This is a genomic window from Mycobacterium sp. IS-1742 (assembly GCF_001500125.1).
Classification (GTDB): domain Bacteria; phylum Actinomycetota; class Actinomycetes; order Mycobacteriales; family Mycobacteriaceae; genus Mycobacterium.
This window is the reverse complement of sequence record NZ_LQIV01000001.1, coordinates 42,144-66,912: the sequence shown is the minus strand read 5'-3', so window position 1 is coordinate 66,912 and position 24,769 is coordinate 42,144. Positions and strand designations below refer to the sequence as shown.

22 protein-coding genes are annotated in these 24,769 nt (G+C 69.2%); 19 read left to right on the top strand and 3 right to left on the bottom strand.

Features of this window, described 5'->3' with window-relative positions:
* Window positions 1-27 precede the first annotated feature (27 nt).
* Together purB and AU196_RS00360 are read left to right on the top strand one after the other, a co-directional pair.
* The gene (gene purB / locus AU196_RS00365) at window positions 28-1,446 is read left to right on the top strand and encodes an adenylosuccinate lyase (protein ID WP_059093109.1); all 1,419 of its coding nucleotides are present in this window, start codon (window positions 28-30) and stop codon (window positions 1,444-1,446) included.
* Window positions 1,443-2,660: a cytochrome P450 gene (locus AU196_RS00360; RefSeq protein WP_059093108.1), complete on the top strand. Its 1,218-nt coding sequence runs from the start codon at window positions 1,443-1,445 to the stop codon at window positions 2,658-2,660. Before purB ends, AU196_RS00360 begins: the two co-directional genes overlap by 4 nt.
* Window positions 2,661-2,749: 89 nt before the next feature.
* Here AU196_RS00360 and AU196_RS00355 read toward each other — a convergent pair whose 3' ends face one another.
* A complete protein-coding gene (locus AU196_RS00355; RefSeq protein ID WP_059093107.1) occupies window positions 2,750-3,367 on the bottom strand; it encodes a hypothetical protein in 618 nt (205 codons plus the stop codon).
* Between the two features lie 31 nt (window positions 3,368-3,398).
* On the opposite strand from AU196_RS00355, the gene AU196_RS00350 reads away from it, so the two are divergent.
* Genes AU196_RS00350 through AU196_RS00330 form a run of 5 tightly spaced genes read left to right on the top strand, consistent with a single transcriptional unit; the run spans window position 3,399 to window position 8,269 of the window.
* A complete protein-coding gene (locus tag AU196_RS00350) occupies window positions 3,399-4,292 on the top strand; it encodes a phosphoribosylaminoimidazolesuccinocarboxamide synthase (protein WP_059093106.1) in 894 nt (297 codons plus the stop codon).
* Window positions 4,289-6,400: a S9 family peptidase gene (locus AU196_RS00345; RefSeq protein ID WP_059093105.1), complete on the top strand. Its 2,112-nt coding sequence runs from the start codon at window positions 4,289-4,291 to the stop codon at window positions 6,398-6,400. Before AU196_RS00350 ends, AU196_RS00345 begins: the two co-directional genes overlap by 4 nt.
* 30 nt (window positions 6,401-6,430) lie before the next feature.
* On the top strand, window positions 6,431-7,015 hold the full coding sequence (locus AU196_RS00340; protein WP_059093104.1) for a TetR/AcrR family transcriptional regulator: 585 nt from the start codon (window positions 6,431-6,433) through the stop codon (window positions 7,013-7,015).
* Window positions 7,008-7,505, top strand: coding sequence for a glutathione peroxidase (locus AU196_RS00335; protein WP_059093103.1), 498 nt, complete (start codon window positions 7,008-7,010; stop codon window positions 7,503-7,505). Before AU196_RS00340 ends, AU196_RS00335 begins: the two co-directional genes overlap by 8 nt.
* A 59-nt stretch (window positions 7,506-7,564) precedes the next feature.
* Complete coding sequence (locus AU196_RS00330; protein WP_059093102.1) at window positions 7,565-8,269, top strand: DUF2334 domain-containing protein; 705 nt, start codon at window positions 7,565-7,567, stop codon at window positions 8,267-8,269.
* 11 nt (window positions 8,270-8,280) lie between these two features.
* On the opposite strand, the gene AU196_RS00325 is transcribed toward AU196_RS00330, so the two are convergent.
* A complete protein-coding gene (locus AU196_RS00325) occupies window positions 8,281-8,934 on the bottom strand; it encodes an MBL fold metallo-hydrolase (RefSeq protein ID WP_059093101.1) in 654 nt (217 codons plus the stop codon).
* A 45-nt stretch (window positions 8,935-8,979) separates the two neighbouring features.
* Between AU196_RS00325 and AU196_RS00320 the strand changes: the two genes are divergently transcribed.
* The 10 genes from AU196_RS00320 to AU196_RS00275 all read left to right on the top strand — a co-directional run bounded on the left by AU196_RS00320 (window position 8,980) and on the right by AU196_RS00275 (window position 21,529).
* Complete coding sequence (locus AU196_RS00320) at window positions 8,980-9,648, top strand: hypothetical protein (protein ID WP_059093100.1); 669 nt, start codon at window positions 8,980-8,982, stop codon at window positions 9,646-9,648.
* Window positions 9,649-9,684: 36 nt separating this feature from the next.
* Window positions 9,685-9,924 (top strand): phosphoribosylformylglycinamidine synthase subunit PurS, encoded by a 240-nt coding sequence (gene purS / locus AU196_RS00315; protein ID WP_059093099.1) that lies wholly within the window; start codon window positions 9,685-9,687, stop codon window positions 9,922-9,924.
* Window positions 9,921-10,595 carry a phosphoribosylformylglycinamidine synthase subunit PurQ gene (gene purQ, locus AU196_RS00310; RefSeq protein ID WP_059093098.1) on the top strand — a complete coding sequence of 225 codons (675 nt, stop codon included), beginning with the start codon at window positions 9,921-9,923 and terminating at the stop codon, window positions 10,593-10,595. Before purS ends, purQ begins: the two co-directional genes overlap by 4 nt.
* 9 nt (window positions 10,596-10,604) lie before the next feature.
* Complete coding sequence (locus tag AU196_RS00305; protein WP_059093097.1) at window positions 10,605-11,864, top strand: M18 family aminopeptidase; 1,260 nt, start codon at window positions 10,605-10,607, stop codon at window positions 11,862-11,864.
* A 15-nt stretch (window positions 11,865-11,879) separates the two neighbouring features.
* A complete protein-coding gene (locus AU196_RS00300) occupies window positions 11,880-12,227 on the top strand; it encodes a VOC family protein (protein WP_059093096.1) in 348 nt (115 codons plus the stop codon).
* Window positions 12,228-13,216: 989 nt separating this feature from the next.
* Window positions 13,217-15,475 (top strand): PE-PPE domain-containing protein, encoded by a 2,259-nt coding sequence (locus tag AU196_RS00295; protein WP_231737235.1) that lies wholly within the window; start codon window positions 13,217-13,219, stop codon window positions 15,473-15,475.
* Window positions 15,476-15,591: 116 nt separating this feature from the next.
* A complete protein-coding gene (locus AU196_RS00290) occupies window positions 15,592-16,824 on the top strand; it encodes a cation:proton antiporter (protein WP_059093094.1) in 1,233 nt (410 codons plus the stop codon).
* Window positions 16,825-16,857: 33 nt separating this feature from the next.
* Window positions 16,858-19,143 carry a phosphoribosylformylglycinamidine synthase subunit PurL gene (purL, locus tag AU196_RS00285; RefSeq protein ID WP_197415672.1) on the top strand — a complete coding sequence of 762 codons (2,286 nt, stop codon included), beginning with the start codon at window positions 16,858-16,860 and terminating at the stop codon, window positions 19,141-19,143.
* Window positions 19,140-20,897, top strand: a complete 1,758-nt coding sequence (locus tag AU196_RS00280; RefSeq protein WP_059093092.1) for an alpha/beta hydrolase — start codon at window positions 19,140-19,142, stop codon at window positions 20,895-20,897. The genes purL and AU196_RS00280 overlap by 4 nt, the downstream gene beginning before the upstream one ends.
* On the top strand, window positions 20,897-21,529 hold the full coding sequence (locus AU196_RS00275; protein WP_059093091.1) for an Rv0804 family intramembrane glutamic endopeptidase: 633 nt from the start codon (window positions 20,897-20,899) through the stop codon (window positions 21,527-21,529). The genes AU196_RS00280 and AU196_RS00275 overlap by 1 nt, the downstream gene beginning before the upstream one ends.
* Here AU196_RS00275 and AU196_RS00270 read toward each other — a convergent pair.
* Window positions 21,519-22,718 carry an MCE family protein gene (locus AU196_RS00270; protein WP_059093090.1) on the bottom strand — a complete coding sequence of 400 codons (1,200 nt, stop codon included), beginning with the start codon at window positions 22,716-22,718 and terminating at the stop codon, window positions 21,519-21,521. The two genes, AU196_RS00275 and AU196_RS00270, sit on opposite strands and share 11 nt — an antisense overlap.
* A gap of 16 nt (window positions 22,719-22,734) precedes the next feature.
* Between AU196_RS00270 and AU196_RS00265 the strand changes: the two genes are divergently transcribed.
* On the top strand, window positions 22,735-23,139 hold the full coding sequence (locus AU196_RS00265; protein ID WP_059093089.1) for a sterol carrier family protein: 405 nt from the start codon (window positions 22,735-22,737) through the stop codon (window positions 23,137-23,139).
* Between the two features lie 92 nt (window positions 23,140-23,231).
* Window positions 23,232-24,767 carry an amidophosphoribosyltransferase gene (gene purF, locus AU196_RS00260; RefSeq protein WP_059093088.1) on the top strand — a complete coding sequence of 512 codons (1,536 nt, stop codon included), beginning with the start codon at window positions 23,232-23,234 and terminating at the stop codon, window positions 24,765-24,767.
* Window positions 24,768-24,769 lie beyond the last annotated feature (2 nt).

Below are 24,769 nucleotides of genomic sequence, written 5' to 3'. Positions count from 1 at the left end.
CCGATCCGCGCCGTAAGCTGTGTGTCTGTGACGATCCCGAACGTGCTGGCCAACCGCTACGCCAGCGAGGAGATGCGGGCGATCTGGTCGCCGGAAGCGAAGATCGTCGCCGAGCGCCGGCTGTGGCTGGCGGTGCTGCGCGCCCAGACAGAGCTCGGCGTCGACGTGCCCGACGGCGTGATCGGCGACTACGAACGCGTTCTCGAACAGGTGGACCTGGCGTCGATCGCGGCGCGCGAACGGGTCACCCGCCACGACGTCAAGGCCCGCATCGAGGAGTTCAACGCGCTGGCCGGGCACGAGCACGTGCACAAGGGCATGACCAGCCGCGACCTCACCGAGAACGTCGAACAACTGCAGATCCGCCGCTCACTGGAGCTCGTGCACGCCCACGGCGTGGCGGTGGTCGCGCGGCTCGCCGAGCGGGCAGTCAGCTACCGCGACCTGGTGATGGCGGGCCGCAGCCACAACGTCGCCGCGCAGGCCACCACACTGGGCAAGCGGTTCGCCTCCGCCGCCGAGGAGACCCTGCTCGCGCTCGGGCGGGTCGAAGAGTTGATCGCGCGTTACCCGCTGCGCGGCATCAAGGGGCCGATGGGCACCGCGCAGGACATGCTCGACCTGTTCGGCGGGGACACCGGCAAACTGGCCGACCTCGAGCGGCGCGTCGCCGAATTCCTCGGATTCCGAGACGTTTTCACCAGCGTCGGCCAGGTGTACCCGCGTTCGCTCGACCACGACGTCGTCTCCGCCCTGGTGCAGCTCGGCGCGGGTCCGTCCTCGCTGGCGCACACCATCCGGCTGATGGCCGGCCACGAACTGGTGACCGAGGGGTTCGCACCCGGCCAGGTCGGATCCTCGGCCATGCCCCACAAGATGAACACCCGGTCGTGTGAACGCGTCAACGGCCTGCAGGTGGTGCTGCGCGGCTACGGCTCGATGGCCGCCGAACTGGCCGGCGCGCAGTGGAACGAAGGCGACGTGTTCTGCTCGGTGGTGCGACGGGTGGCGCTGCCCGACGCGTTCTTCGCGATCGACGGGCAGACCGAGACGTTCCTGACCGTGCTCGACGAGTTCGGCGCCTACCCGGCCGTCATCCAGCGCGAACTCGACCGCTACCTGCCGTTCCTGGCCACCACCCGCATCCTCATCGCCGCCGTTCGGGCCGGGGTCGGCCGCGAGACCGCGCACGAGGTAATCAAGGAACACGCGGTGGCCGTCGCCCTGGCCATGCGGGAGAAGGGGCAGGAGCCCGACCTGCTCGACCGGCTGGCCGCCGATCCACGCCTGCCGCTCGACCGCGTGGCGCTCGAGGACGCGCTCGCGGACAAGCAGGCGTTCAGCGGGGCCGCCGGTGACCAGGTGGACCGCGTCGTCGAGGCGGTCGACGAACTCGTCGGCCGGTATCCGGATGCCGCCAAGTACACCTCGGGCGCCATCCTGTGACGCGTGCGGCGGAGCTGTCGCAGATCGACTTCACCGATCTGGACAACTTCGCGGACGGGTTCCCCCACGACCTGTTCGCGCTCCACCGCCGCGATGCGCCGGTGTACTGGCACGAACCCACCGAGCACACACCCGACGGGGAGGGCTTCTGGTCGGTCGCGACGTACGCCGAAACCCTTGCCGTGCTGCGGGATGAGGACACGTACTCGTCGGTGACCGGCGGTGAACGGCCCTACGGCGGCACCCTGCTCCAGGATCTGCCGATCGCCGGTCAGGTGCTCAACATGATGGACGACCCGCGGCATTCACAGATCCGCCGCCTGGTGAACTCGGGTCTGACCCCGCGCATGATCGCGCGCGTGGAGGACGATCTGCGGCAGCGGGCCAGGACACTGCTCGACGAGGTCGCCGACGGTGAGGCGTTCGACTTCCTGCCGCAGGTCGCCGCCGAACTGCCCATGCAGATGATCTGCATCCTGCTCGGTGTCCCGGAGGACGACCGGCACTGGCTGTTCGAGGCCGTCGAGCCGGGTTTCGACTTCCGCGGTTCGCGCAAGGCCTCCATCGACCGGTTGACGGTGGAGGACGCCGGATCCCGCATGTACGCGTACGGCTCGGACCTGGTGGCGCGCAAGCGCGCCGAACCCGGCGACGACATGCTGTCGGTGGTCGCCGCCGAATCGTGGCTGTCCGACGCCGAGCTGTACCTGTTCTTCTATCTGCTGTTCAGCGCAGGCGCGGAGACCACGCGCAATGCGATCGCCGGCGGTCTGCTCGCGCTGATGGAGAATCCGGCCGCGTTCGACGCGCTGCGCGCCGACTCGTCGCTGCTGCCGACCGCGATCGAGGAGATGGTGCGCTGGACGTCGCCGTCACCGTCGAAGCGTCGCACCGCGACCCGTGACACCGAACTCGCCGGGAACCGGGTGCTGACAGGGCAGAAGGTGCTCGTCTGGGAGGGGTCGGCGAACCGGGACGCCGCGGTGTTCGCGGACCCCGACGTGTTCGACATCGGGCGAAAACCCAATCCGCACCTGGGATTCGGCCAGGGTGTGCACTACTGCCTGGGCGCCAACCTCGCGCGGCTCGAACTGCGGGTGCTGTTCGAGGAGCTGCTCTCGCGGTTCACGTCGGTGCGGCTGGTCGCGCCGGTCGAATGGGCGCGCAGCAATCGGCACACCGGGATCCGGCACATGGTGGTCGAACTGCGGTGATCCCGGCGCGGATTCGTGCGAGTGTCGGGTTCTGTCACGCGATCCCTCCGAAGGCGTGACACAACCCGACACTCGACGGCTGCACCCGGTCAGAGGTGGCGGGCGATCCCTGCGGCCCGCAGTTCCAGCGACGCCAGCCCGCGGATCGCCGAGACGTCCTGATTGCGCCACGCCCCGACCGGGTCGGCGTCGACGCTGACCAGTTTGGTCAGCGGGCGGTTGGCCAACGCCCGCAAGGCCAGCAACTGCTGACCCGCAGGCGTGGCGGCCAGCGTGATCGCGGTCCACTTGCGGCGCACGAACCGGACCCGCAGGAACACCCACGGCATCGCGACCGCCAGGATCGGCGGCGACGCGACCGCCAGCGCGAGCACCCACGCCAGCCACGAGGCGGTGGTGTCGAGGTTGTGGCCGGCGTTGGCGATGTCGAGTGCGGCCTCGCCCGCCGCGTTGAGCGGACCGCGCAGCGCGTCGCCGAGCAGCGGCACGTCGTTGGTCTGGTCTCCCGCCGACTCGAGGTTGTCGGCGATGCCGTTCGCCCCGTCCTCCACCTGGCGACCCACCTGCGCGATGGTCGCCACCGCCGAGTGCACGGCCATCCCGACGAACAGCCAGATCAACACCCACACCGCGATGACGATGTCGCTGATCAGCTGTCCGAAGAGTCGGCCGGGGGTGGTGGCGTAGGGCACAAACCGCGAAGTCATGTGTGTAGATGCTGCCCGATAGGCTGACCCGATGCGCCCCGCTCTGTCCGACTACCGGCATCTTGCCAGCGGCAAGGTTCGCGAGCTGTACCGCATCGACGACGAGCACCTGCTGTTCGTCGCGACCGACCGCATCTCGGCCTACGACCACGTCCTGTCCTCACAGATCCCGGACAAGGGCCGCATCCTCACCGCGATGAGCGTGTTCTTCTTCGACCTCATCGACGCTCCCAACCATCTCGCCGGCCCACCGGACGACCCGCGCATCCCCGAAGAGGTGCTGGGCCGCGCGCTGGTGGTGCGCACGCTGGAGATGCTGCCCGTCGAGTGCGTGGCACGCGGGTACCTCACCGGCTCGGGGCTGATCGACTACCGCAAGAACGGCACGCTGTGCGGACTGACGCTGCCGGCCGGCCTCACCGAGGCGAGCAAGTTCGCCGAACCGCTCTACACCCCGGCGTCCAAGGCCGAACTCGGCGCACACGACGAGAACATCGACTACGCCGCGACCGTCGACCTGGTCGGGGAGAAGCGGGCCGAACAGTTGCGTGACCGCACGCTGCAGATCTACACCCAGGGCGCCGAGCACGCGCTGACGAAGGGGATCATCATCGCCGACACCAAGTTCGAATTCGGGGTGGATCAGTCCGGTGAACTCGTCCTCGCCGACGAGGTGTTCACCCCCGACTCGTCGCGGTACTGGTACGCCGACGCCTACCGCGAGGGTGAGGTCCAGGCCAGCTACGACAAGCAGTTCGTCCGCAACTGGCTCACCGGCCCGGACTCCGGCTGGGACCGCGCCGCAGATCAGCCGCCGCCTCCGCTTCCGGCGGAGATCGTCGACGCGACGCGGGCGCGCTACATCGAGGCTTACGAACGCATCTCGGGTCTGCGCTTCACCGCCTGGATCGGGGCGAGCGCATGACCGTTCCGCCGCAGGCCAAGCGGGTAGAGCACCGCCGCGAACACCACGGGGACGTGTTCATCGACCACTACGAGTGGCTGCGCGACAAATCCGATCCCGAGGTGCTCGCCCACCTCGAGGCCGAGAACGTCCACACCGAAGAGCGGACGGCTCATCTTGCGGCGTTGCGGCAGAAGATCTTCGACGAGATCAAGGCTCGTACCAAGGAGACCGACCTGTCGGTACCGACCCGGCGCGGGGACTGGTGGTACTACGGCCGCAGCTTCGAGGGCAAGCAGTACGGGGTCCACTGCCGTTGCCCTGCAACGGATCCCGCGGACTGGAGACCCCCGCTGCTCGACGAGAACACCACCATCCCGGGCGAGCAGGTCCTGCTCGACGAGAACGTCGAAGCGGAGGGACACGAGTACTTCGCGCTCGGGGCGGCGACCGTGAGCATCGACGGCAACATCCTGGCCTACTCCATCGACACCGTCGGCGACGAGCGGTACACGCTGCGCTTCCGGGACCTCCGCACCGGTGAGCAGTACGACGACACGATCGTCGGTATCGGAGCGGGCGCCACCTGGGCCGCCGACAACCGCACCGTCTACTACACCACCGTCGACGACGCGTGGCGGCCCGACACCGTCTGGCGGCACCGGCTGGGTGCGAACCTGCCGGCCGAGCGGGTGTATCACGAACCCGACGAGAAGTACTGGCTCGGCGTCGGCCGCACCCGCAGCGACAAGTACCTCGTCATCGCGGCGGGCAGCGCCGTCACCTCGGAGGTGCGCTACGCCGACGCGGCCGAACCGGATGCGGACTTCGCGGTGGTGTGGCCGCGCCGCGACGGGGTCGAGTACTCCGTCGAACACGCGGTGGTCGGCGGTGAGGACCGGTTCCTCATCATGCACAACGACGGCGCGGAGAACTTCGCGCTCGTCGAGGCGCCGGTGACGGATCCGACCGCGACCCGCACCCTCATCGAGCACCGCGAGGACGTGAGGCTCGACGCGGTCGACGCGTTCGCCGGGCACCTCGTGGTGAGCTACCGCGAAGAGGCGCTGCCCAAGATCCAGCTGTGGCCGCTCGGCGCCGACGGATCCTACGGCCGCGCCGAGGACATCACCTTCGACACCGAGTTGACCTCGGCGGGTCTGGGCGGCAACCCGAACTGGGATGCGCCGAAACTCCGGATCGGAGCGACGTCGTTCGTCACCCCGGTGCGGATCTACGACCTCGACCTCGCCACGGGGGAGCGGACCCTGCTGCGCGAGCAGCCGGTACTCGGCGGGTATCGCCCCGAGGACTACGTCGAACGGCGGGAGTGGGCGATCGCGCCGGACGGCGCGCGGGTGCCGATCTCCATCGTCCACCGTGCGGGCCTCCAGTTTCCGGCGCCGACCCTGTTGTACGGCTACGGCGCCTACGAGTCGTGTGAGGACCCGCGGTTCTCGATCGCCCGGCTCTCGCTGCTGGACCGCGGCATGGTGTTCGCCGTCGCTCACGTCCGCGGCGGCGGGGAACTGGGGCGCCCGTGGTACGAGCACGGCAAGCTGCTGGAAAAGGGCAACACCTTCACCGACTTCATCGCCGTGGCAAGGCATCTCATCGCCACCGACACCACACGCCCGCAGAATCTGGTGGCCCTCGGCGGCAGTGCGGGCGGCCTGTTGATCGGCGCGGTCGCCAACCTGGCACCCGAACTGTTCGCCGGGTTTCTGGCGCAGGTGCCCTTCGTGGACCCGCTGACCACCATCCTCGATCCGTCGCTGCCGTTGACGGTCACCGAATGGGACGAGTGGGGCAACCCCCTCGAGGACGAGATCGTCTACCACTACATGAAGTCCTACTCGCCGTACGAGAACGTCGTCGCCAAGGACTATCCGCCGATCCTGGCGATGACCTCGCTCAACGACACCCGCGTCTACTACGTCGAGCCGGCGAAATGGGTTGCCGCCCTGCGGCATGCGAAGACCGACACCAATCCGGTGCTGCTCAAGACCGAGATGAGTGCCGGCCACGGCGGGATCAGTGGCCGGTACGAACGGTGGAAGGAGGCCGCGTTCCAGTACGCCTGGGTGCTCGCCACGGCGGATCCCGACACCTACGCGTCGGACAACTAGACACTGTCAAGACCCGACTAGGATGGCGGGGTGGCCAAGTCGAGCTACCACCACGGTGACCTGAAGTCGGCGATCCTCGCGCAGGCCGCCGAACTCGTCGCCGAACGCGGTGCCGACGGCGTTTCACTGCGGGAACTCGCCCGCGCCGCGGGCGTGTCGCACGCGGCCCCCGCGCATCACTTCACCGACCGTCGCGGGCTGTTCACGGCGCTGGCCGCCCAGGGATGGCGGATGCTCGCCGAGGCGCTCGCCGGGTCCGGTCCGGACTTCCTCCACGCGGCGAGCGCCTACGTCCACTTCGCGCTCGACCATCCCGGCCACTACGAGGTCATGTTCGACAAGTCGCTGATCGACGAGGCCGATGTCGAACTGCGCGAGGCGAAAGCGGCCGCGGGCGCGGAACTGAGCCGCGGCGTCGGCACGCTCACCGATGCCCGGTCCCGGTCCGATCCCGATGCTGCGGCGCTCGCGGCGTGGTCGCTGGTGCACGGATTCGTCATGTTGCGACTCAACGACTTGATCGCCACCGAAGGCGATCCGCTCGCCCAGATCGAGCGGGCCGCCACGATGCTGTTCGGCGGCGAGCCGCGTGCGGTAGCGTCCGGGCATGACTGAGTCGTACCTGCTCGACATCGAACTCAACACCCTCGACGGCACCTCGACGTCCCTGCGGGAGCTCGCCGACGGCGCCGTGCTCGTGGTGAACGTCGCGTCGAAATGCGGTCTCACGCCGCAGTACAGCGCGCTGGAGAAGCTGGCCCAGGACTACGGTGACCGCGGTCTGACGGTGATCGGTGTGCCGTGCAACCAGTTCATGGGGCAGGAGCCCGGCACGGCCGAAGAGATCCAGACCTTCTGTTCGACCACGTACGGTGTGACGTTCCCGCTGCTGGCCAAGACCGACGTCAACGGCCCGGACCGCCACCCGCTCTACGCCGAACTGACCCAGACCCCCGACAGCGGCGGCGAGGCAGGCGACGTGCAGTGGAACTTCGAGAAGTTCCTGCTCGCGCCCGGTGGCCAGGTGGTCAACCGGTTCCGGCCGCGCACCGAACCCGACGCCCCCGAGGTCGTCTCCGCCATCGAGGCCGTGCTGCCCAACTAGACAGCTGCCGTCGACGTCACGGCAACCGTCGAGACACCTCGGGTTGACATGCTGCACGCGTGGCTGGACAACTGATCCTCTCGATCTCCCACGTCAGTGCGCGCACCCTCGCCGACGTCGCCGGCTTCCGCGCCGAACTCGACGCCCGCGGTGTTCCCGCGTCGTTCCTGGTCGCGCCGCGCCTGAAGGGCGGATACCGGCTCGACCGGGACGCATCGACCGTCGAATGGCTGCGTGACCGGCGGGCGGCCGGGGACGCGATCGTGCTGCACGGTTTCGACGAGGCCGCCACCAAGAAGCGACGCAGCGAGTTCGCCTCGCTCGCCGCGCACGAGGCCAACCTGCGGTTGATGGGCGCCGACCGCGTGCTCGAGCACCTCGGGCTACGCACCCGGCTGTTCGCCGCACCCGGGTGGACGGTGTCCCAGGGGACCGCCATCGCCCTGCCGCGCAACGGTTTTCGGGTGCTTGCGGGGCTCAGTGGCGTGACCGACCTGGTCCGCGGAACGACGGTGCGGGCGCGCGTGGTGGGCGTCGGCGCCGGGTTTCTGACCGAGCCGTGGTGGTGCCGCACCGTGGTGCTGGCGGCCGAGCGGACCGCCCGGCGCGCCGGCACGGTCCGGCTCAACGTCTCGGCCAAACACCTCGGCCGGATCGGGCCGAGGCGGGCGGTGCTCGACGCGATCGACCTCGCGTTGATGCACCGGTGCACACCGGCGGTGTACCGGTGGGAGCCCCGCGCCGCCCTGCGCGACGCCGCTTAGACCACCGCGGTTCAGAATTCGGTGCCGTTCTCCTCGTCGAGGACCTGGAAGTCGGTGTCGGTCATCTCGCTGAGCCGGCCGTAGAAGATCCCGCGCGCGCTCGGATCGATGATGCCCTGGTGGATCGGCACCGCGTGGGTGGGTGCGACGGCCCTCAGGTAATCGACCGCTTCGGAGATCTTCATCCACGGCGCCGCCGCGGGGGTGGCCAGCACGTCGACCGGTTCGCCGGGCTCGAACAGGGCGTCGCCGGGGTGCATCAGGCGGGCCGGGTGGTCACCGTCGCCGACCAGATACGAGATGTTGTCGATCTCGGGCAGCTCGGGATGGATGATCGCGTGGTGGCCACCGACCCCGCGCACGGTCAGGTGGCCGACCGTGAACTCGTCTCCGGCGTGCACCGCGCGCCACGAACCGCCGAGCTGCTGGGCGGTCTGGGGATCGCAGTAGAGCGCTGCCTGAGGGTTCGCGTCGAGCAACGCCGGTAGGCGATCGACGTCGGCGTGATCGGGGTGCTGATGGGTGATCAGGATCGCCGACAACCCCGTGATGCCCTCGAATCCGTGGGAGAACACGCCCGGATCGAACAGAATTGTGGTCTCCGACGCCGAGGCACCGGGAAAGCTCGCGAGTAGACACGAATGGCCGAAATGGGTCAATTCCATGGCTATATTGTGGCGCTCAGGCGGGGGCCGGTGGTGGGGGTTCGGATGCGGTTGCTGATGGTGGCGGTGCTGGCGAGTTGCGGGCTGGCGTTGGGGACGCCGGCCGTGGCCACCGCGAACCCGATGGACTGCCCGCCCAATTGCGACCGGATTCCGGCGTCGGCGTGGATCGCACCGACCTCGATTCCGCTGTACGACGTGTATCGCTGGCCGAACCTGTCCTCCCTGTCGGTCACCGCGGTCACACCCCGGTTCCGGTTCGAGGAGACCTGTGCGACACCCGCGCCGGCCACCGAGGACCCCCGCGCCACGGCGGTCGCGGCCAAGGCGGCGGTCACCTCGCCGGACGGCCAGTGGTCTCTGCAGGCCCAGGTCGTGCACTGGCGCGGGGAGACGTGGCGGGGCGGCCAACTGGCGGCCGCCGCGTTCGACGACGCGGTCGCGGCGTTGCGCGCATGTCAGCGCACCGCGCCGTCGGCGTCACCGTCGGTGACGACCACGGAGCTGAATCGGATGGCGGCGGTCGTGAGCGGAGCTGATCGCTCGGTGCTGCATCAGTACCTCGTCGTCGACCCGCGCAACAGCACCGTCGCCGAACTCGCGCTGTGGTCCACGGCGCGGTCGTCGGTCACCTGGCGTCCGGTACCGGACGCCTCGGTGCTCGACGCGCTGAGCGCGCCGCTGTGCACCGCGTACATCGGCTCATGCCGGTAGACGGCGAAGCGCTGCGACACCGGTAAAGTCGTCGTCGTGGCGAAGGTGGTGGTGCACGTGATGCCCAAGGCCGAGATCCTCGACCCCCAGGGTCAGGCGATCGTCGGGGCCTTGGGGCGTCTCGGTGTGACGGGTGTCTCAGATGTCCGGCAGGGCAAACGATTCGAGTTGGAGATCGACGGCGAGGTCACAGACGAGACGGTGGCCGAGATCGCCGAATCGCTCCTGGCCAACACCGTCATCGAGGACTGGTCGGTCACCAGGGAGGGCGCATGAACGCGCGCGTGGGGGTGATCACCTTCCCGGGATCGCTCGACGACATCGACGCGGCGCGTGCCGTGCGGCTCGCCGGGGGTGAGCCGGTCAGTCTGTGGCACGCCGACGCCGACCTCAAGGGTGTCGACGCGGTCATCGTGCCCGGCGGCTTCTCCTATGGCGACTACCTGCGGGCGGGCGCGATCGCGAAGTTCGCGCCGGTCATGGGTGAGGTCATCCGCGCGGCTGAGGGCGGTATGCCGGTGCTGGGCATCTGCAACGGCTTCCAGGTGCTGTGCGAAGCCGGGCTGCTGCCCGGTGCGCTGACCCGCAACATCGGCCTGCACTTCATCTGCCGCGACACCTGGCTGCAGGTCGCCTCGAACACCTCGGCGTGGACGACCCGGTACGAGAACGGCGCCGATCTGTTGATCCCGCTGAAGTCGGGGGAGGGACGATACGTCGCCAGCGAGAAGGTGCTCGACGAGCTCGAAGGCGAGGGCCGGGTGGTGTTCCGCTACCGGGAGAACCTCAACGGGTCGATGCGCGACATCGCCGGGATCAGCTCGGCGAACGGACGTGTCGTCGGCCTCATGCCGCACCCCGAACACGCCACCGAGGCGCTCACCGGGCCTTCCGACGACGGTCTCGGGCTGTTCTACTCCGCGCTCGACGCAGTGCTGACGGTCTAGTTTCGGCCGATGCCAGCCAGCGCCCGAGCCCTGTGCGACTTCATCGACGCCTCGCCTTCGCCCTTCCACGTGTGCGGCACCGTCGCGAGCCGTTTGCGTGACGCCGGGTTCACCGAAGTGGCCGAGGCCGACCAGTGGCCGTCGGCCCCGGGCGACTACTTCACGGTGCGGGCCGGCTCTCTGGTCGCGTGGCGCGCCGGTGACGACCCGCGCGCACCGTTCCGCATCGTCGGCGGGCACACCGACAGCCCGAACCTGCGCGTCAAACAGCACCCGGACCGGTTCGTGTCCGGATGGCGCATCGTGGCCCTGCAGCCCTACGGCGGGGCGTGGCTGAACTCGTGGCTGGACCGTGATCTCGGCATCAGCGGCAGGTTGTCGATCCGCGTGGGTGACGCGATCGAGCACCGCCTGATTCGGGTCGACGAGCCGATTCTGCGGGTGCCGCAGTTGGCGATCCACCTCTCCGATGACCGCAAAGGCGTCAGCCTCGACCCGCAGCGGCACGTGAATGCTGTTTGGGGCGTGGGCGGTTCGCCCGGATCATTCCTGGGGTTCGTCGCCGAGCGGGCGGAAGTCGCCGAGGACGCCGTGCTCGCCGCCGACCTGATGACCCACGACCTGACACCGTCCACACTGGTCGGCGCCGACCGCGAAATGGTCAGCGCGCCAAGGCTGGACAATCAGGCGACGTGCTACGCGGGGCTGGAGGCGCTGTTGGCTTCCGAGCCCGGGGACATGGTGCCGGTATTGGCGCTTTTCGACCATGAAGAGGTCGGCTCCACATCCGACCACGGTGCTCAATCCGAGCTGCTGCCAACGGTTTTGGAGAGAATTACACTGGCCGCCGGCGGGCGACGTGAGGACCTGTTGCGTCGGATGTCGGGTTCGGTGGTCGCCTCGGGCGATATGGCGCACGCGACTCACCCGAACTATCCGGAGCGGCACGAGCCGGGCCATCTCATCGAGGTGAACGCCGGGCCGGTGCTCAAGGTCCAGCCCAACCTGCGCTACGCCACCGACGGGCGCACGGCGGCGACGTTCGCGCTGGCCTGTGCACAGGCGGGGGTGCCGATGCAGCGCTACGAGCACCGCGCCGATCTACCGTGCGGATCGACGATCGGTCCGATGACGTCGGCGCGCACCGGGATTCCGACGGTGGATGTCGGCGCGGCACAGTTGGCGATGCACTCGGCGCGCGAACTCATGGGTGCCGACGACGTGGGGGCGTACTCCGCAGCGCTGCAGGCGTTTCTGTCACCGGCCTGATCTATCGTCGGCGCCATGGCGATGACCGTGGAGATGATCACCTTCGACTGCACCGATCCCGATGCCCTGGCCGAGTGGTGGGCCGCCGCGGTCGGCGGTGAGGTGAGCGCCTTCGAGCCGGGTGAGTTCGTCGTCGTGATCCGGGAGGGTGGGCCGCGACTCGGCTTCCAGAAGGTGCCGGACGTGACGCCGGGGAAGAACCGCGTGCACCTCGATTTCACCGCCGCCGACGTCGAGGCCGAGGTGGCGCGCCTGGTCGGCCTCGGTGCGGCCGAGACGGGCAGGCACAGCTTCGGGGAAGAGTTCAGCTGGGTCGTTATGGCGGATCCTGCCGGCAACGCGTTCTGCATCGGGAGCGCGTGACGGACACACCCTGCGAATGGGTCCAGCCGAAATCAGACGAGTTGCGGCGGTGACTGTGCCGAATCATGCAGGTCACCGGGTTCGGCAACAAGCGATTCGTTTTTGCACGCAACCATCTCTCAGGTTGAGCTCAGGTTCTCTTCAGATCTTCTCAAGCTTGCTGTTATGTTCGTCACACGTCAGGCGCAGGTGCTGGCGGAACGGCGGTCAGTGGGGGGCCGCCCGGCGAGGCCAAGGCCTCCTGCCATCGGCTCTGTGGGGGACAGAGTCGACCGGCAGGAGGCCTTGTCGCATCTCGGGTCGCGATCGCGGCGCCGCCTGGAGAGAGCCGTCGTGTTGCTGTTGCTGATCGCGGTGTCCGCCGTTCTGGCCGGGTGGGGACGACGCATTCGTGAGCTGACCAAATTAGCTGTCGATATCACCGGCAGGTAAAGTATGCGTCCTTTGGTTTTCCAGGCGGGGGATGGTTCTCAGCCGATGAGCGGCCGTCGTGTGCGCAAACGCGCTACTCTGGCGAAAGATCTGTCGCACGCTGAATATTGCCTATGGCGACACGTTTCGACGGTCGATGCGGCTCCCTACGGGCCTGCCGCGACGCTCGGGAGCGACCGACGCGCATGCGGTATGCGGCCGAAGCCACGCCGTTGAACTGCTTGAATACCGACCAGCCGAGCGTCATCGGCAGAGGCCGCCTCACCTGGAACGGGTGCCGCCCGAAGACTTCGAAATTCCGGCAAGATCACCGGTGGTAATCCCGGGAAGTTGCTGGTACGCGCTGTGGCCACGATGTTTCCTAGTTGACCGTGCAACCTTCTCTCAGGAGAAACTCAGCCTCGTCTCATGATCTTGATAATCGGTGTTATTTTCCTCACACAACATCAGGAAGTTGCTGGAGGGGAACAGGCGTGGCGAAACACTGGGGCGGATCAGCCCGGACAAGCATCAAGAAGGCGGCAATCGCGGGGGGCGTGGCGGCCACGTCCGCCGCAATGACGATGGGACTCACGGCTCCGTCGGCCAGCGCGCTGCCTCTCGTTGAAGCGAGGGCGGTCGCCGCCGAGGTGCAGAACCTCGCGTTGACCGATGCGCTCAACCTCGCGCCGCTGCTCGGGGCGCTGGGTGTCGATCTCGGGAGCATCAACGGCCCACTGGATGCACTCGAACTGGCCGGAATCAACTTGGTCACGACCGGTCCGCCGTTCGGTCTCGCCGCGCTGTTCGGACTCAACCTCGGCTACGTACCCGCATTCCCACCACTCATCGTCGATGAGGTGACCGGTACCGACACGGTCGTGAACGGCGCCGCACTGGCCGCGGTCCTCGGTCCGCTGTTGTCGCAACTCCTCGGCCCGGAGGGCGCCGCTTTCGCGCCCGTGATCGGTGGTCTTCTCGGGGGCGCGCGCGTTCCGATCGTGATCGGCTTCGGTCTCGGGTCGCTGGCGGTCGGAATCGCGTATCCCCAGATCGAGGAGTACTTCACCGAAACCGATCGATCACCGAACACTTTTCTTCCGCTGATTCTGTTGCGCAATCCTGGCCGAGCCGACGGCGGCATCGCGGCGCGGTTCGCACCCGTGCTCGACCCGTTCTTGCGGATCTTCGGCTACGAGAGCGTCGTCACACCAGATGTGGAGAACTCTGGGAATCCGCTGCTGGGCAACGCATTCCGACCCATCAAGATCGACGCCACCGTCGAGTATGACACGCTGTCAGACTTCCCCTCGTGGCCGAACCCGTTCTCGCTGGCCAACTCGGCGGCGGCGTTCGCCTTCCCGACGTACATCCTGCGCGGCGCCGATCTCGGGGCAGTCGGCGAACAAGCGGAGGCCGGCCTACCGGCAGTCCTCGCGAGCCTGCTCGGGCTTCCAGGCGGCAACGGCAACTTGTTCCTCACCGTTCCCGTCGACAGTCTGCCGCTGCTGGAGCCCTTCCGGTATCCGACCGACTTCGCCAACCTCTTCACCGGCGGGGTGTTCGGTTTCACCAACCCGTTCGCCGACGCGATCGAACCGGCGCTGAAGATCCTGGTCAACCTGGGCTACACGAACGTCACCCAGGACATGAGCATTCCGCTCGATCCGTATCCCCGCGACTTCTCGGGGAACTTCGGCAGCGAGTACGCGCCGTTCTTCACCTTCCCCGAGAACGTCGACTGGGGCCAGGTGCCCGGGGATCTCGTCACGGCGTTCGCCGCGGGTGTGCAAAACTCCTTCTTCACCGGCATCCCCGGCGTCCGGGGACCGCTGGCCGGCCCGAACCCGCTGGCGATCATCGCCGGCCTGCTCGGTCTGCCGACCGGTCCGGCGGAGCTGCCCGATCTGTTGAACGCCTTCCCCGATCTGGCCGAGCTCATCGGCGGCAATCTCGTTCTGCCCGACCTGAATTCGACCAGCGCACTCGCGGCGGCCGCGGCACCGCCGGTCGGCGGCTCCGACGATCCGCTGACGCGACTCGGCGAGACGCTGGCGCGGACCCTCAACATCGCCTTCGAGCGCGAGGCGCCGGTGGAATACACCCCGCCCACGAGCCCCGTGGACTCCGCGTTCGACGTGGGCGAAGGCCTCGGCGCCAGTGGCCTTCGGTTGCTCGCCGCGACGGTGCTGGGACCGACACGCCTGGCGGCCCTCGCCGAGGGCGGTCCGGAAGCGCTGGCGGATCTCATCGAGAACACCGTCGACGCCCCACTGTGGATCGCCGACCCGGCGCTCTACGGGCTGCGCGATGCGCTGCCCGCGGACGCGGCCGGCAACGTCACCGCCTTCCGCGACAGCCTGTGGGCCCTCACGGAACGCATCAACGAGGCGCTGCTCGGCGCCCTCGCGGATCTGCCCAACGCGCCGGCCGACGTCCGGATCACGAAGGACGACGCCGCGGGCGACGTGGGCGATGAGGACATCGAAGCCACGCTGAAGGTGGCGGGGGCCGAACAGCCGGGTCAGCCCGCCGGCGATCTCACCTCCGATCTGCCGCCGGCGGACAACTCGGGCGACGCTCCGAAGGTCGTGCTCGACGGCGAGGAGAACGCAGCTCCCAACGGTGACGAGGAGAAGGCCGTCAACCGTGGCCCGCAGTTCAGGGGCGGCCAGATCTCGAAGGCCATCGAGCGGTCGATCGATCAGGTGGGCGACCGCCTGAACGACGCCGCCGACGACCTGCGGGATGGGGTCAAGAAGGCCCTCACCCCGCCGTCGAGGACCACCACAACCGACAACGACACCGCCGACACCGCCAACGAACCGGCGCAGTAACAGCGCGAGACCCCAAGGCCTCCTGCCATCGACTCTGTGGGGGACGGAGTCGACCGGCAGGAGGCCTTGTCGCGTCTCGGGTCGCGATCGCGACGCCGCCTGGAAAGATCGCCGTCGTGTTGCTGTCGCTGATCGCGGTGTCCGCCGTGCTGGCCGGGTGGGGGGTGCTGGCCCGGCGCATGGAGCGATGGCGCGTCACCGCCCCCATGGTGATCGTCCTGGCCGGGATGGTCATCGGGCTCGCCACCTCCGACCGCGTGGCGGACGGCCTCAACACCGAGATCGCCGAGCACGTCGCCGAAATCATCCTGGCCATCCTGCTTTTCGTCGACGCCACCGACGTGCGCGGCGGCCTCTTCGGCTACGAGCCTAAGGCCGCGCTGCGGGTCCTGTTCGTGGCACTGCCCCTGGGTATCGCCGCCGCCCTGGTCCTCGGGCTCTGGCTGCTGCCCGGTTCGTCGTGGGCGGTGCTTTTGGTGATCGCCTGCATCGTCGTGCCGATCGACTTCGCACCGGTGTCGTCGATCCTGCGTGACCGGCGAGTGCCCGAACGGGTGCGCGATCTGCTCAACGTCGAGGCCGGGTACAACGACGGCATCGTCTCGCCGCTCTTCATCTTCGCCCTGGTGCTCGCCGACCAGGACACCCGCGCCGACACCCCGCTGCAGGCGATCGAGGCGGCGGTGCCTCAGGCCGCCAAGGCCATCCTGGTGGGCCTTTTCGTCGGCACCCTCCTCGCGCTCGCGGTCAACGCCGCGCAGGAGCGGGGCTGGACCACCCACCAGTCCCACCGCCTGGTCCTCGTCGCCGCGCCGCTGCTGGCCTTCGGCCTGAGCCTGGCCATCGACGGCAACGGCTTCGTGTCGGCGTTCGTCTGCGGCATCGCGTTCAGATATCTGCGGCACTCCGACGACGTCCACAACGACCTCGAACTCGTCGACGACGTCGGGTTCCTGCTCACCGTCGGTATGTGGTTCGCCTTCGGCGTGGCCGCGGTGGCCATCTTCGAGGGCGGCGTCACGCTCGGCGCCGTCGTGTTCAGCCTGCTGGCGCTGACCGTCGTCCGCATTTTCCCGGTGCTGATCGGCATGCTCGGGACCCGCTTCGAACCGCCCGAACGCCTGCTCGTCGGCGGGCTCGGGCCACGGGGGACCACGACGATCGTGTTCGGTCTGCTCGCGTTCAACGTGCTCGACGGGACCGACGAGCACACCGTGGGCCTGGTCGTCGTGCTGTGCGTCCTGGGCAGCGTCGTCCTGCACGGGGCGGCGGCGCCAGCGGTCGCCCGGGCCTACGCCACGCGGTACCCGTCGTCCCGCGACGCGGAGCGCACCGGCCCGGGGAAATAGACTGTCGGCGTGACGCAGGAGCTTGCCCCCACGCTGGACACCGTCGAGCGCGCCGCAGCCACCCCCGACCAGCCACAACCGTTCCGGGAACTGGGCCTCAAGGACGACGAGTACCAGCGCATCCGCGAGATCCTGGGCCGCAGGCCCACCGACGCCGAACTGGCGATGTACTCGGTGATGTGGAGCGAGCACTGCTCGTACAAGTCCTCGAAGGTGCATCTGCGCTACTTCGGGGAGACCACCACCGAGGAGATGCGCGCGACGATGCTCGCCGGTATCGGCGAGAACGCCGGCGTGGTCGACATCGGCGACGGCTGGGCGGTCACGTTCAAGGTCGAGTCCCACAACCATCCCTCCTACGTCGAGCCGTACCAGGGGGCGGCCACCGGGGTCGGCGGCATCGTCCGCGACATCATGGCGATGGGCGCGCGGCCGGTGGCGGTGATGGACCAGCTCCGGTTCGGCGCCGCCGACGCCCCCGACACCAAGCGGGTGCTCGACGGTGTGGTGCGCGGCGTCGGGGGATACGGCAACTCCCTCGGCCTGCCGAACATCGGGGGGGAAACCGTCTTCGACCCCTCCTACGCGGGCAACCCGCTCGTCAACGCGCTGTGCGTGGGCGCGATGCGCAAGGAAGACCTGCACCTGGCGTTCGCCTCGGGCGCGGGCAACAAGATCATCCTGTTCGGTGCGCGGACCGGGCTCGACGGCATCGGCGGCGTGTCGGTGCTGGCGAGCGAGACGTTCGGCGGTGACGAGGGAAGCGGCCCCGGCCGCAAGAAACTGCCCTCGGTGCAGGTCGGGGACCCCTTCATGGAGAAGGTGCTCATCGAGTGCTGCCTCGAGCTGTACGCCGCTGGCCTGGTGGTCGGCATCCAGGACCTCGGCGGGGCCGGACTGTCCTGTGCGACATCCGAACTCGCATCCGCCGGTGACGGCGGGATGCACGTCGACCTCGACCAGGTCCCGCTGCGCGCGGCCAACATGACACCCGCCGAGATCCTGTCGAGTGAGTCGCAGGAACGCATGTGCGCGGTGGTCACCCCCGACAACGTCGAGGCGTTCCTCGACGTCTGCCGCAAGTGGGACGTGCTGGCCACCGTGATCGGCGAGGTGACCGACGGGGACCGGCTCGTCATCACCTGGCACGGCGAGACCGTCGTCGACGTACCGCCGCGCACCGTGGCCCACGAGGGGCCGGTCTACGAACGGCCCGTCGCCCGCCCGGACACCCAGGACGCGCTCAACGCCGACACCTCGGCCGACCTGCCTCGGCCCGCCACCGGCGACGAACTGCGCGCCACCCTGCTGGCCATGGTCGGCAGCCCCCACCTGTGCAGCCGCGGCTACATCACCGAACAGTACGACCGTTACGTGCGGGGCAACACCGTGCTCGCCGAACACGCCGACGGCGGTGTGCTGCGCATCGACGAGGCCACCGGCCGCGGCATCGCGGTCTCGACCGACGCCTCCGGCCGCTACACCGCACTCGACCCGTACACCGGTGCGCAACTCGCCCTGGCCGAGGCCTACCGCAACGTCGCCGTCACCGGCGCGACACCGGTCGCGGTGACCAACTGCCTGAACTTCGGCTCCCCCGAGGACCCGGGCGTCATGTGGCAGTTCAGCCAGGCGGTGCGCGGACTGGCCGACGGCTGTGCCGCCCTTGGCATTCCGGTGACCGGCGGCAACGTCAGTTTCTACAACCAGACGGGAACCACCGCGATCCTGCCGACCCCGGTCGTGGGGGTGCTCGGGGTTCTCGACGACGTCAGGCGGCGTATCCCGACCGGGCTCGGCACCGAACCGGGCGAGACGCTGATCCTGCTCGGCGACACCCGCGACGAATTCGACGGCTCCATCTGGGCGCAGGTCACCGCCGGGCACCTCGGCGGTCTTCCCCCGAAGGTCGATCTCGGGCGCGAGAAACTGCTCGCCGACGTGCTCACCGCCGCATCGCGTGACGGATTGATCTCCGCCGCACACGATCTGAGCGAGGGCGGGTTGATCCAGGCGGTCGTGGAGGCGGCGCTGGCCGGCGAAACCGGTTGCCGCATCCTGATTCCCGAGGGCTTCGAGAGTGGAACTGGCCCGTTCACCTTCCTCTTCAGCGAGTCCGCGGGCCGGGTGCTCGTCGCGGTGCCCCGCACCGAGGAGAGCCGCTTCCGTTCGATGTGCGAAGCCCGCGGCCTGCCCGCCACCCGCATCGGTGTGGTGGATCCGGGCAGCGATGCGGTCGAGGTGCAGGGCCACTTCGAAGTGCCGCTGGCGGAGTTGCGCACCACCTCCGAGGGCGTGCTGCCCGGACTGTTCGGGTGAGAGCGCAGACCGACCACACCGCCGGTGACACCGTCACCGACACCCCCGAACGCCCGCGGCGCCACCCGGTGCTCGTCTGGGCGTGGGGCCTCATCCGGCTCGACTTCACCGGCGCCGCCGTCGGCGCCCTGTTCTTCTGCCTGTCCCTGACCCCTTCTCTGCTCCCGCGCGGCTGGCTCTTCCAGGGCCTGATCGGAGGGTTGAACGCCGCCATCGGCTACGGCATCGGCGTCTTCATCTCGACGATGGTGGGCCGTTTCGTCTTACGGGGCCGACCCTGGTGGCCCCCGTCCCGGCGGACGCTGTCCGCGCTCAAGGTCGGCATCGTCGGGCTGGCGGTCGCCGCGTGCCTCCTCATGCTCATACCCGCCGCCGCCTGGCAGCGGCAGGTCTCGGCCGAGATGGGTCTGCCGGGACCGGAGACGTCGGCCTACCTTCGTGTGCTGGTGGTCTCGGCGCTCGCGGCCGGGGTGTGCGTCGCGGTCAGCCGCGTCGTGCTCGACATCATCAAGACGCTGGCTCGCTGGCTCATCCGCCGGTGGCGGCTGAGCGACGAGATGGCGCTGCTGATCGGCACGGCGGTCATCGTCGTCCTGCTCATCACGTTGATCAACGGCGTACTGCTGCAGGGGTTCCTCGCCGGTGCCAGCCGCGTCTTCCAGCCGCAGAACACCACGACGCGCGAGGGCGTTAGTCAGCCCGACCAACCCGAAAGATCCGGCAGCGCAACATCGTTCGCGTCGTGGGAGAGCCTCGGCTATCAGGGGCGTAACTTCGTCGCCAGCGGACCGGACGCGCAAGAACTCCAGCGGGTCAACGGCAGGCCCGCACAGGAGCCGATCCGCGTCTACGCCGGGTTGCAGACCGCCGACACCGATGAACAGCGAATCGCCGTGGTGCTCAGTGAACTCGAGCGGACGGGGGCCTTCGACCGCGAACTGCTCGTGATCGTGCCCACCACGGGCACCGGGTGGGTCAACCCGGTCGCCGCACGGGCGATCGAGCTGATGTACAACGGCGACACCGCGATGGTGGCGATGCAGTATTCGTATCTGCCGAGCTGGATCTCGTTCCTCGGCGACCAGCAACGGTCCATGGAGTCGGGTCGCATGCTGATCGACGCCGTGCAGCAGCGGTGGTCGCAACGTCCGCCTCAGCAGCGCCCGAAACTCGCTCTCTACGGCGAGAGTTTGGGCTCGATGGCCGGACAGGCCGCGTTCGCGTGGCTGCCCGACATCGGCGACATGGGCTTCTCGTCGGTGCTGTGGGTCGGGCCGCCCAACGCCAGCTCGCTGTGGAAGGCGATCATCGATCGCCGCGACCCTGGCACACCGGAGGTCGAACCGCGCTACGACGGGGGCCGCACGGTGCGGTTCTCCCAGGCCGCCGATCCGGCCGAGATCGCCCGCGACACGCAGGCGCCATGGCAGGGCACCCGAGTGCTGTTCCTGCAGCACGCGTCCGATCCGATCGTCTGGTACTCACCGGATCTGCTCACCGCCCGCCCCGATTGGCTGCGCGAGCCGCCGGGTCACGACCGCACCGCCTCGATGCGCTGGTATCCGATCATCACGTTCTGGCAGGTGGGTGCCGATATGACCAACGCGTCGAGCATGCCGGGCGGACACGGGCACAACTACGGCGACTCCGTTCTCGACGGCTGGGTGGCCGTCGCGCCGCCACCCGGGTGGACCCCGGGGGACACCGAGCGTGTCCGGAGCGCGATGCAGAACGTCAGCGGTCCCGAATACTGATGCGCCGCAACGAGGCAACCGCACTGACGCTGGCCGGCGTGTTGGTCGCGCTGAGTGGTCTGGTCAGCCCGCGGCTGCCCGAGCGGTGGGCCGCGGTCGCACACGGCGCGTTCAGTGCGGCGCTGGCGGTCGCCGCCGGTGCGCCGCTCGGACTGCGTAGTGCGGCGCTGCGGAGTGGACTGCGCACCGGCGGGGTCGCCGCGGCTGTCGTGACCACCGGCGTCGCCGCGGCCAGCGCGGCGCCCGGGGTCCGCGCCGCGTTGAACGCTCGGAATCTCCCTGCGGCGCCGTCATATTGGCTGATGCTGCGCATCCCGCTCGGGACGGTGTGGGCCGAGGAAGTCGCGTACCGCGGGGTGCTGGGACACCTCGCGGCCGCCGCGTTCGGACCGACGCGGGGGCGGCTGCTGCAGTCGGTCGCCTTCGGTCTCTCGCACATCGCGGACGCCCGCGCCGCCGGGGAGCCGCTGGCCGGCACCGTCCTCACCACCGGGGTCGCGGGATGGGTCTTCGCGCGGCTGGGGGAGCGGTCCGGCAGTCTGGTCGCGCCGATGCTCGCGCATCTGGCGCTCAACGAGTCCGGTGCCCTGGCCGCGCTGGCCGCCCAGCGGCGGCACGGGGTCAGGGATTGATGGTCAACTCGCCGAGCTGGCGCCCCCACACGTAGTCCATCGCGAGCGGTTGGCCGAGTTCGGCGTGGTTGTACGGCGCCAGGCTGTAACCGGCGTCGATCACCAGATAGGGATGCGGCCACAACTCGCGGGTGATCTTCTGCCAGCAGCCCGGCCTGCCGCCCGGTCCGCCGCGGGCGTTGATCCGGGGCAGGTTGTCCGGGTACACGTAGGGGTTGCCCGCGCCGAGCACGGTCCCCGCGGCCCGCAGCGCGTAGCCGTTGTCCCCGCCCAGCGTCCGGTGGATTTCCGGCGCGACGTCGTGATAGTTGCGGATCGTGCAGAAGATCATGCCTCGGTAGTCATCCAGCAGCTTGGCGGTCGGCCGCAGATCGGTGGCGTCGCGGACCAGATAGGGACCGGCCCGCTGCAGCGTCTCGGCGCCCGACGTGAAGCCGGCCGCCGCGAGCAGCGCCGTGTCGAGGTCGGAACGGCGGGCGTGCACCGTGGCCGCCGTGACGGCGGCGTGGTCGAGTGCCGAGAACAGGTCAGGCGAGGCCTCGGCATAGATGTCGGCCAGATCCGCGGCGCGTGCGACGTCGAAACGCAGCTGGGGCATGCGGGGATTGAGGTCGTCCAGGATCGCGACAGCATCGTCGAGCGATCCGCCGAACCGTGCCCCGAGCCCGGAGAGCGCCGCGGCGGTGGCGGCGAGGGTTCGATTGAGCTTCACCGGATCCACCTGCTCGGCCAGGCCCATCACCGTCTCGAACAACGTGTTGAACTCGGTGGTCACCCCCACCGCCCGAATCGGGGTGTCGGGCGAAAGCGGTCCGAGCGCAGGGTGATCTGGTGACCGCAGCGCGACGTACTTGTTGCCGAACACGGTGCTGGCCCGGATGTCGGCGACCACGTTGGCGGGGATGGCGCGCAGGTACCGCGGGTCCACCGCCAGCGTCAACTCGGCCGGCGCGGCCGCGTCGGCGCGGGCGGCGATCGACGCCGCCCTGCCGATCTCGACCCCGTTGAACGTCACCTTCGCGCCCGGATCGACCACCAGCCCGGCGCGCGAGGACAACAGCGTCACCGTCACCCGCTCGTCGAAAGCGCCGCGGAACTGCAGGGAGATGGCCGCGGCCACAACGCAAACCGCGGCGATCGCGACCGCGCCCGCCACCCGGTACGGCGGGTGACGGCGGCGACTGGCCACTTTGCGACACTAAGGTATGGCAGCCCGCCGCACGGCCGATCCGGCGCAGACCCGCGCTGCGGTGTCGGCCGTCGTCGACTGGCTGCGTGACGACACCGCACCGGCACCCGACCGCAACCGGATCGCCGAGGCGGTCCGATTGACCGCCCGCACCGTGGCCGCGCTCGCCCCCGGGGCCAGCGTGGAGGTCCGGGTGCCCCCGTTCGTCGCCGTGCAGTGCATCGCGGGACCCACCCACACCCGGGGCAATCCACCCAACGTCGTGGAGACCGACCCGCGCACCTGGTTGCTGGTCGCCACCGGCCTGCTGCCCTTCGACGAGGCGGTGGTGAGCGGTGCGCTGCAGCTGTCCGGATCCCGTGCCGCCGAACTGGCGGCCTGGCTCCCTGTCGTGACCCCGGGGAATGCCGCCGCGAAATAGATGTTTCACCACACGTCGCCGATTCCCATAACCGGGTATACGGCCCGTAGACTCAGACACGTCAGCCACAGCCCCTTGGGAGCAGCCATATCGTGAGCGGCCACCACGACATCGAGCCCGAGAACGATCCCCGCGAAGAATGCGGCGTCTTCGGGGTCTGGGCCCCCGGTGAGGATGTGGCCAAGCTCACCTATTACGGCCTGTATGCGCTACAACACCGCGGACAGGAGGCCGCGGGTATCGCGGTCGCCGACGGGTCACAGGTGTTGGTCTTCAAGGATCTCGGCCTCGTCAGCCAGGTGTTCGACGAGCCGACGCTGGCCGCCATGCACGGACACGTCGCGATCGGGCACTGCCGCTACTCGACCACCGGGTCGACCACCTGGGAGAACGCCCAGCCCGTCTTCCGCAACACCCTGGCAGGCACGGGGGTGGCGGTCGGCCACAACGGCAACCTGGTCAACACCACCGAACTCGCCGCCCGCGCCCGGGAGGCCGGCCTGATCAACGGCCGCACCCCGGGTGCCGCGACCACCGACTCGGACATCCTCGGTGCGCTGCTCGCCCACGGCGCCGCCGACGCCACCGTCGAACAGGCGGCCCTCGAACTGCTGCCGACCGTGCGCGGCGCGTTCTGCCTCACCTTCATGGACGAGAACACCCTCTACGCCGCCCGCGACCCGTACGGCGTCCGCCCGCTGTCGCTCGGGCGGCTGGACCGCGGCTGGGTGGTGGCATCGGAGACCGCCGCGCTCGACATCGTGGGCGCGTCCTTCGTCCGCGACATCGAACCCGGCGAGCTGCTGGCCATCGACGCCGACGGCGTGCGGTCCACGCGCTTCGCCAACCCCACGCCGAAGGGGTGCGTCTTCGAATACGTCTACCTGGCCCGGCCCGACAGCACCCTGGCCGGCCGGTCCGTCCATGCCACCCGCGTCGACATCGGCCGCCGGCTGGCCAGCGAGATGCCGGTCGAGGCGGATCTGGTGATCGGCGTCCCCGAATCCGGCACACCCGCCGCCGTCGGATACGCGCAGGGATCGGGCATCCCGTACGGCCAGGGCCTGATGAAGAACGCCTACGTCGGCCGCACCTTCATCCAGCCGTCGCAGACGATCCGCCAGCTCGGCATCCGTCTCAAACTCAACCCGCTCAAAGAGGTCATCCGCGGAAAGCGGCTGATCGTCGTCGACGACTCGATCGTGCGCGGCAACACCCAACGGGCGCTGATCCGGATGCTGCGCGAAGCCGGCGCCGTCGAGGTCCACGTCCGCATCGCCTCCCCGCCGGTGCGGTGGCCGTGCTTCTACGGCATCGACTTCGCCACACCCGCGGAGTTGATCGCCAACGGCGCCGAGGACGAGGACCAGATGCTCGACGCCGTCCGCCGCGCGATCGGCGCCGACACCCTCGGCTACATCTCGCAGCAGGGCATGATCGCGGCGACCGAACAGCCCGCGTCCCGGCTGTGCTCGGCGTGCTTCGACGGCGACTACCCGATCGAGCTGCCCGGCGAGTCGGCGCTCGGCAAGAACGTCATCGAGCACATGCTCGCCACGGCCGCCCGCAGCGGGATCCCGCTGGAAAAGGTCGACAACGACAACGCCTCGGCGCTGCGCAGACCCTGACG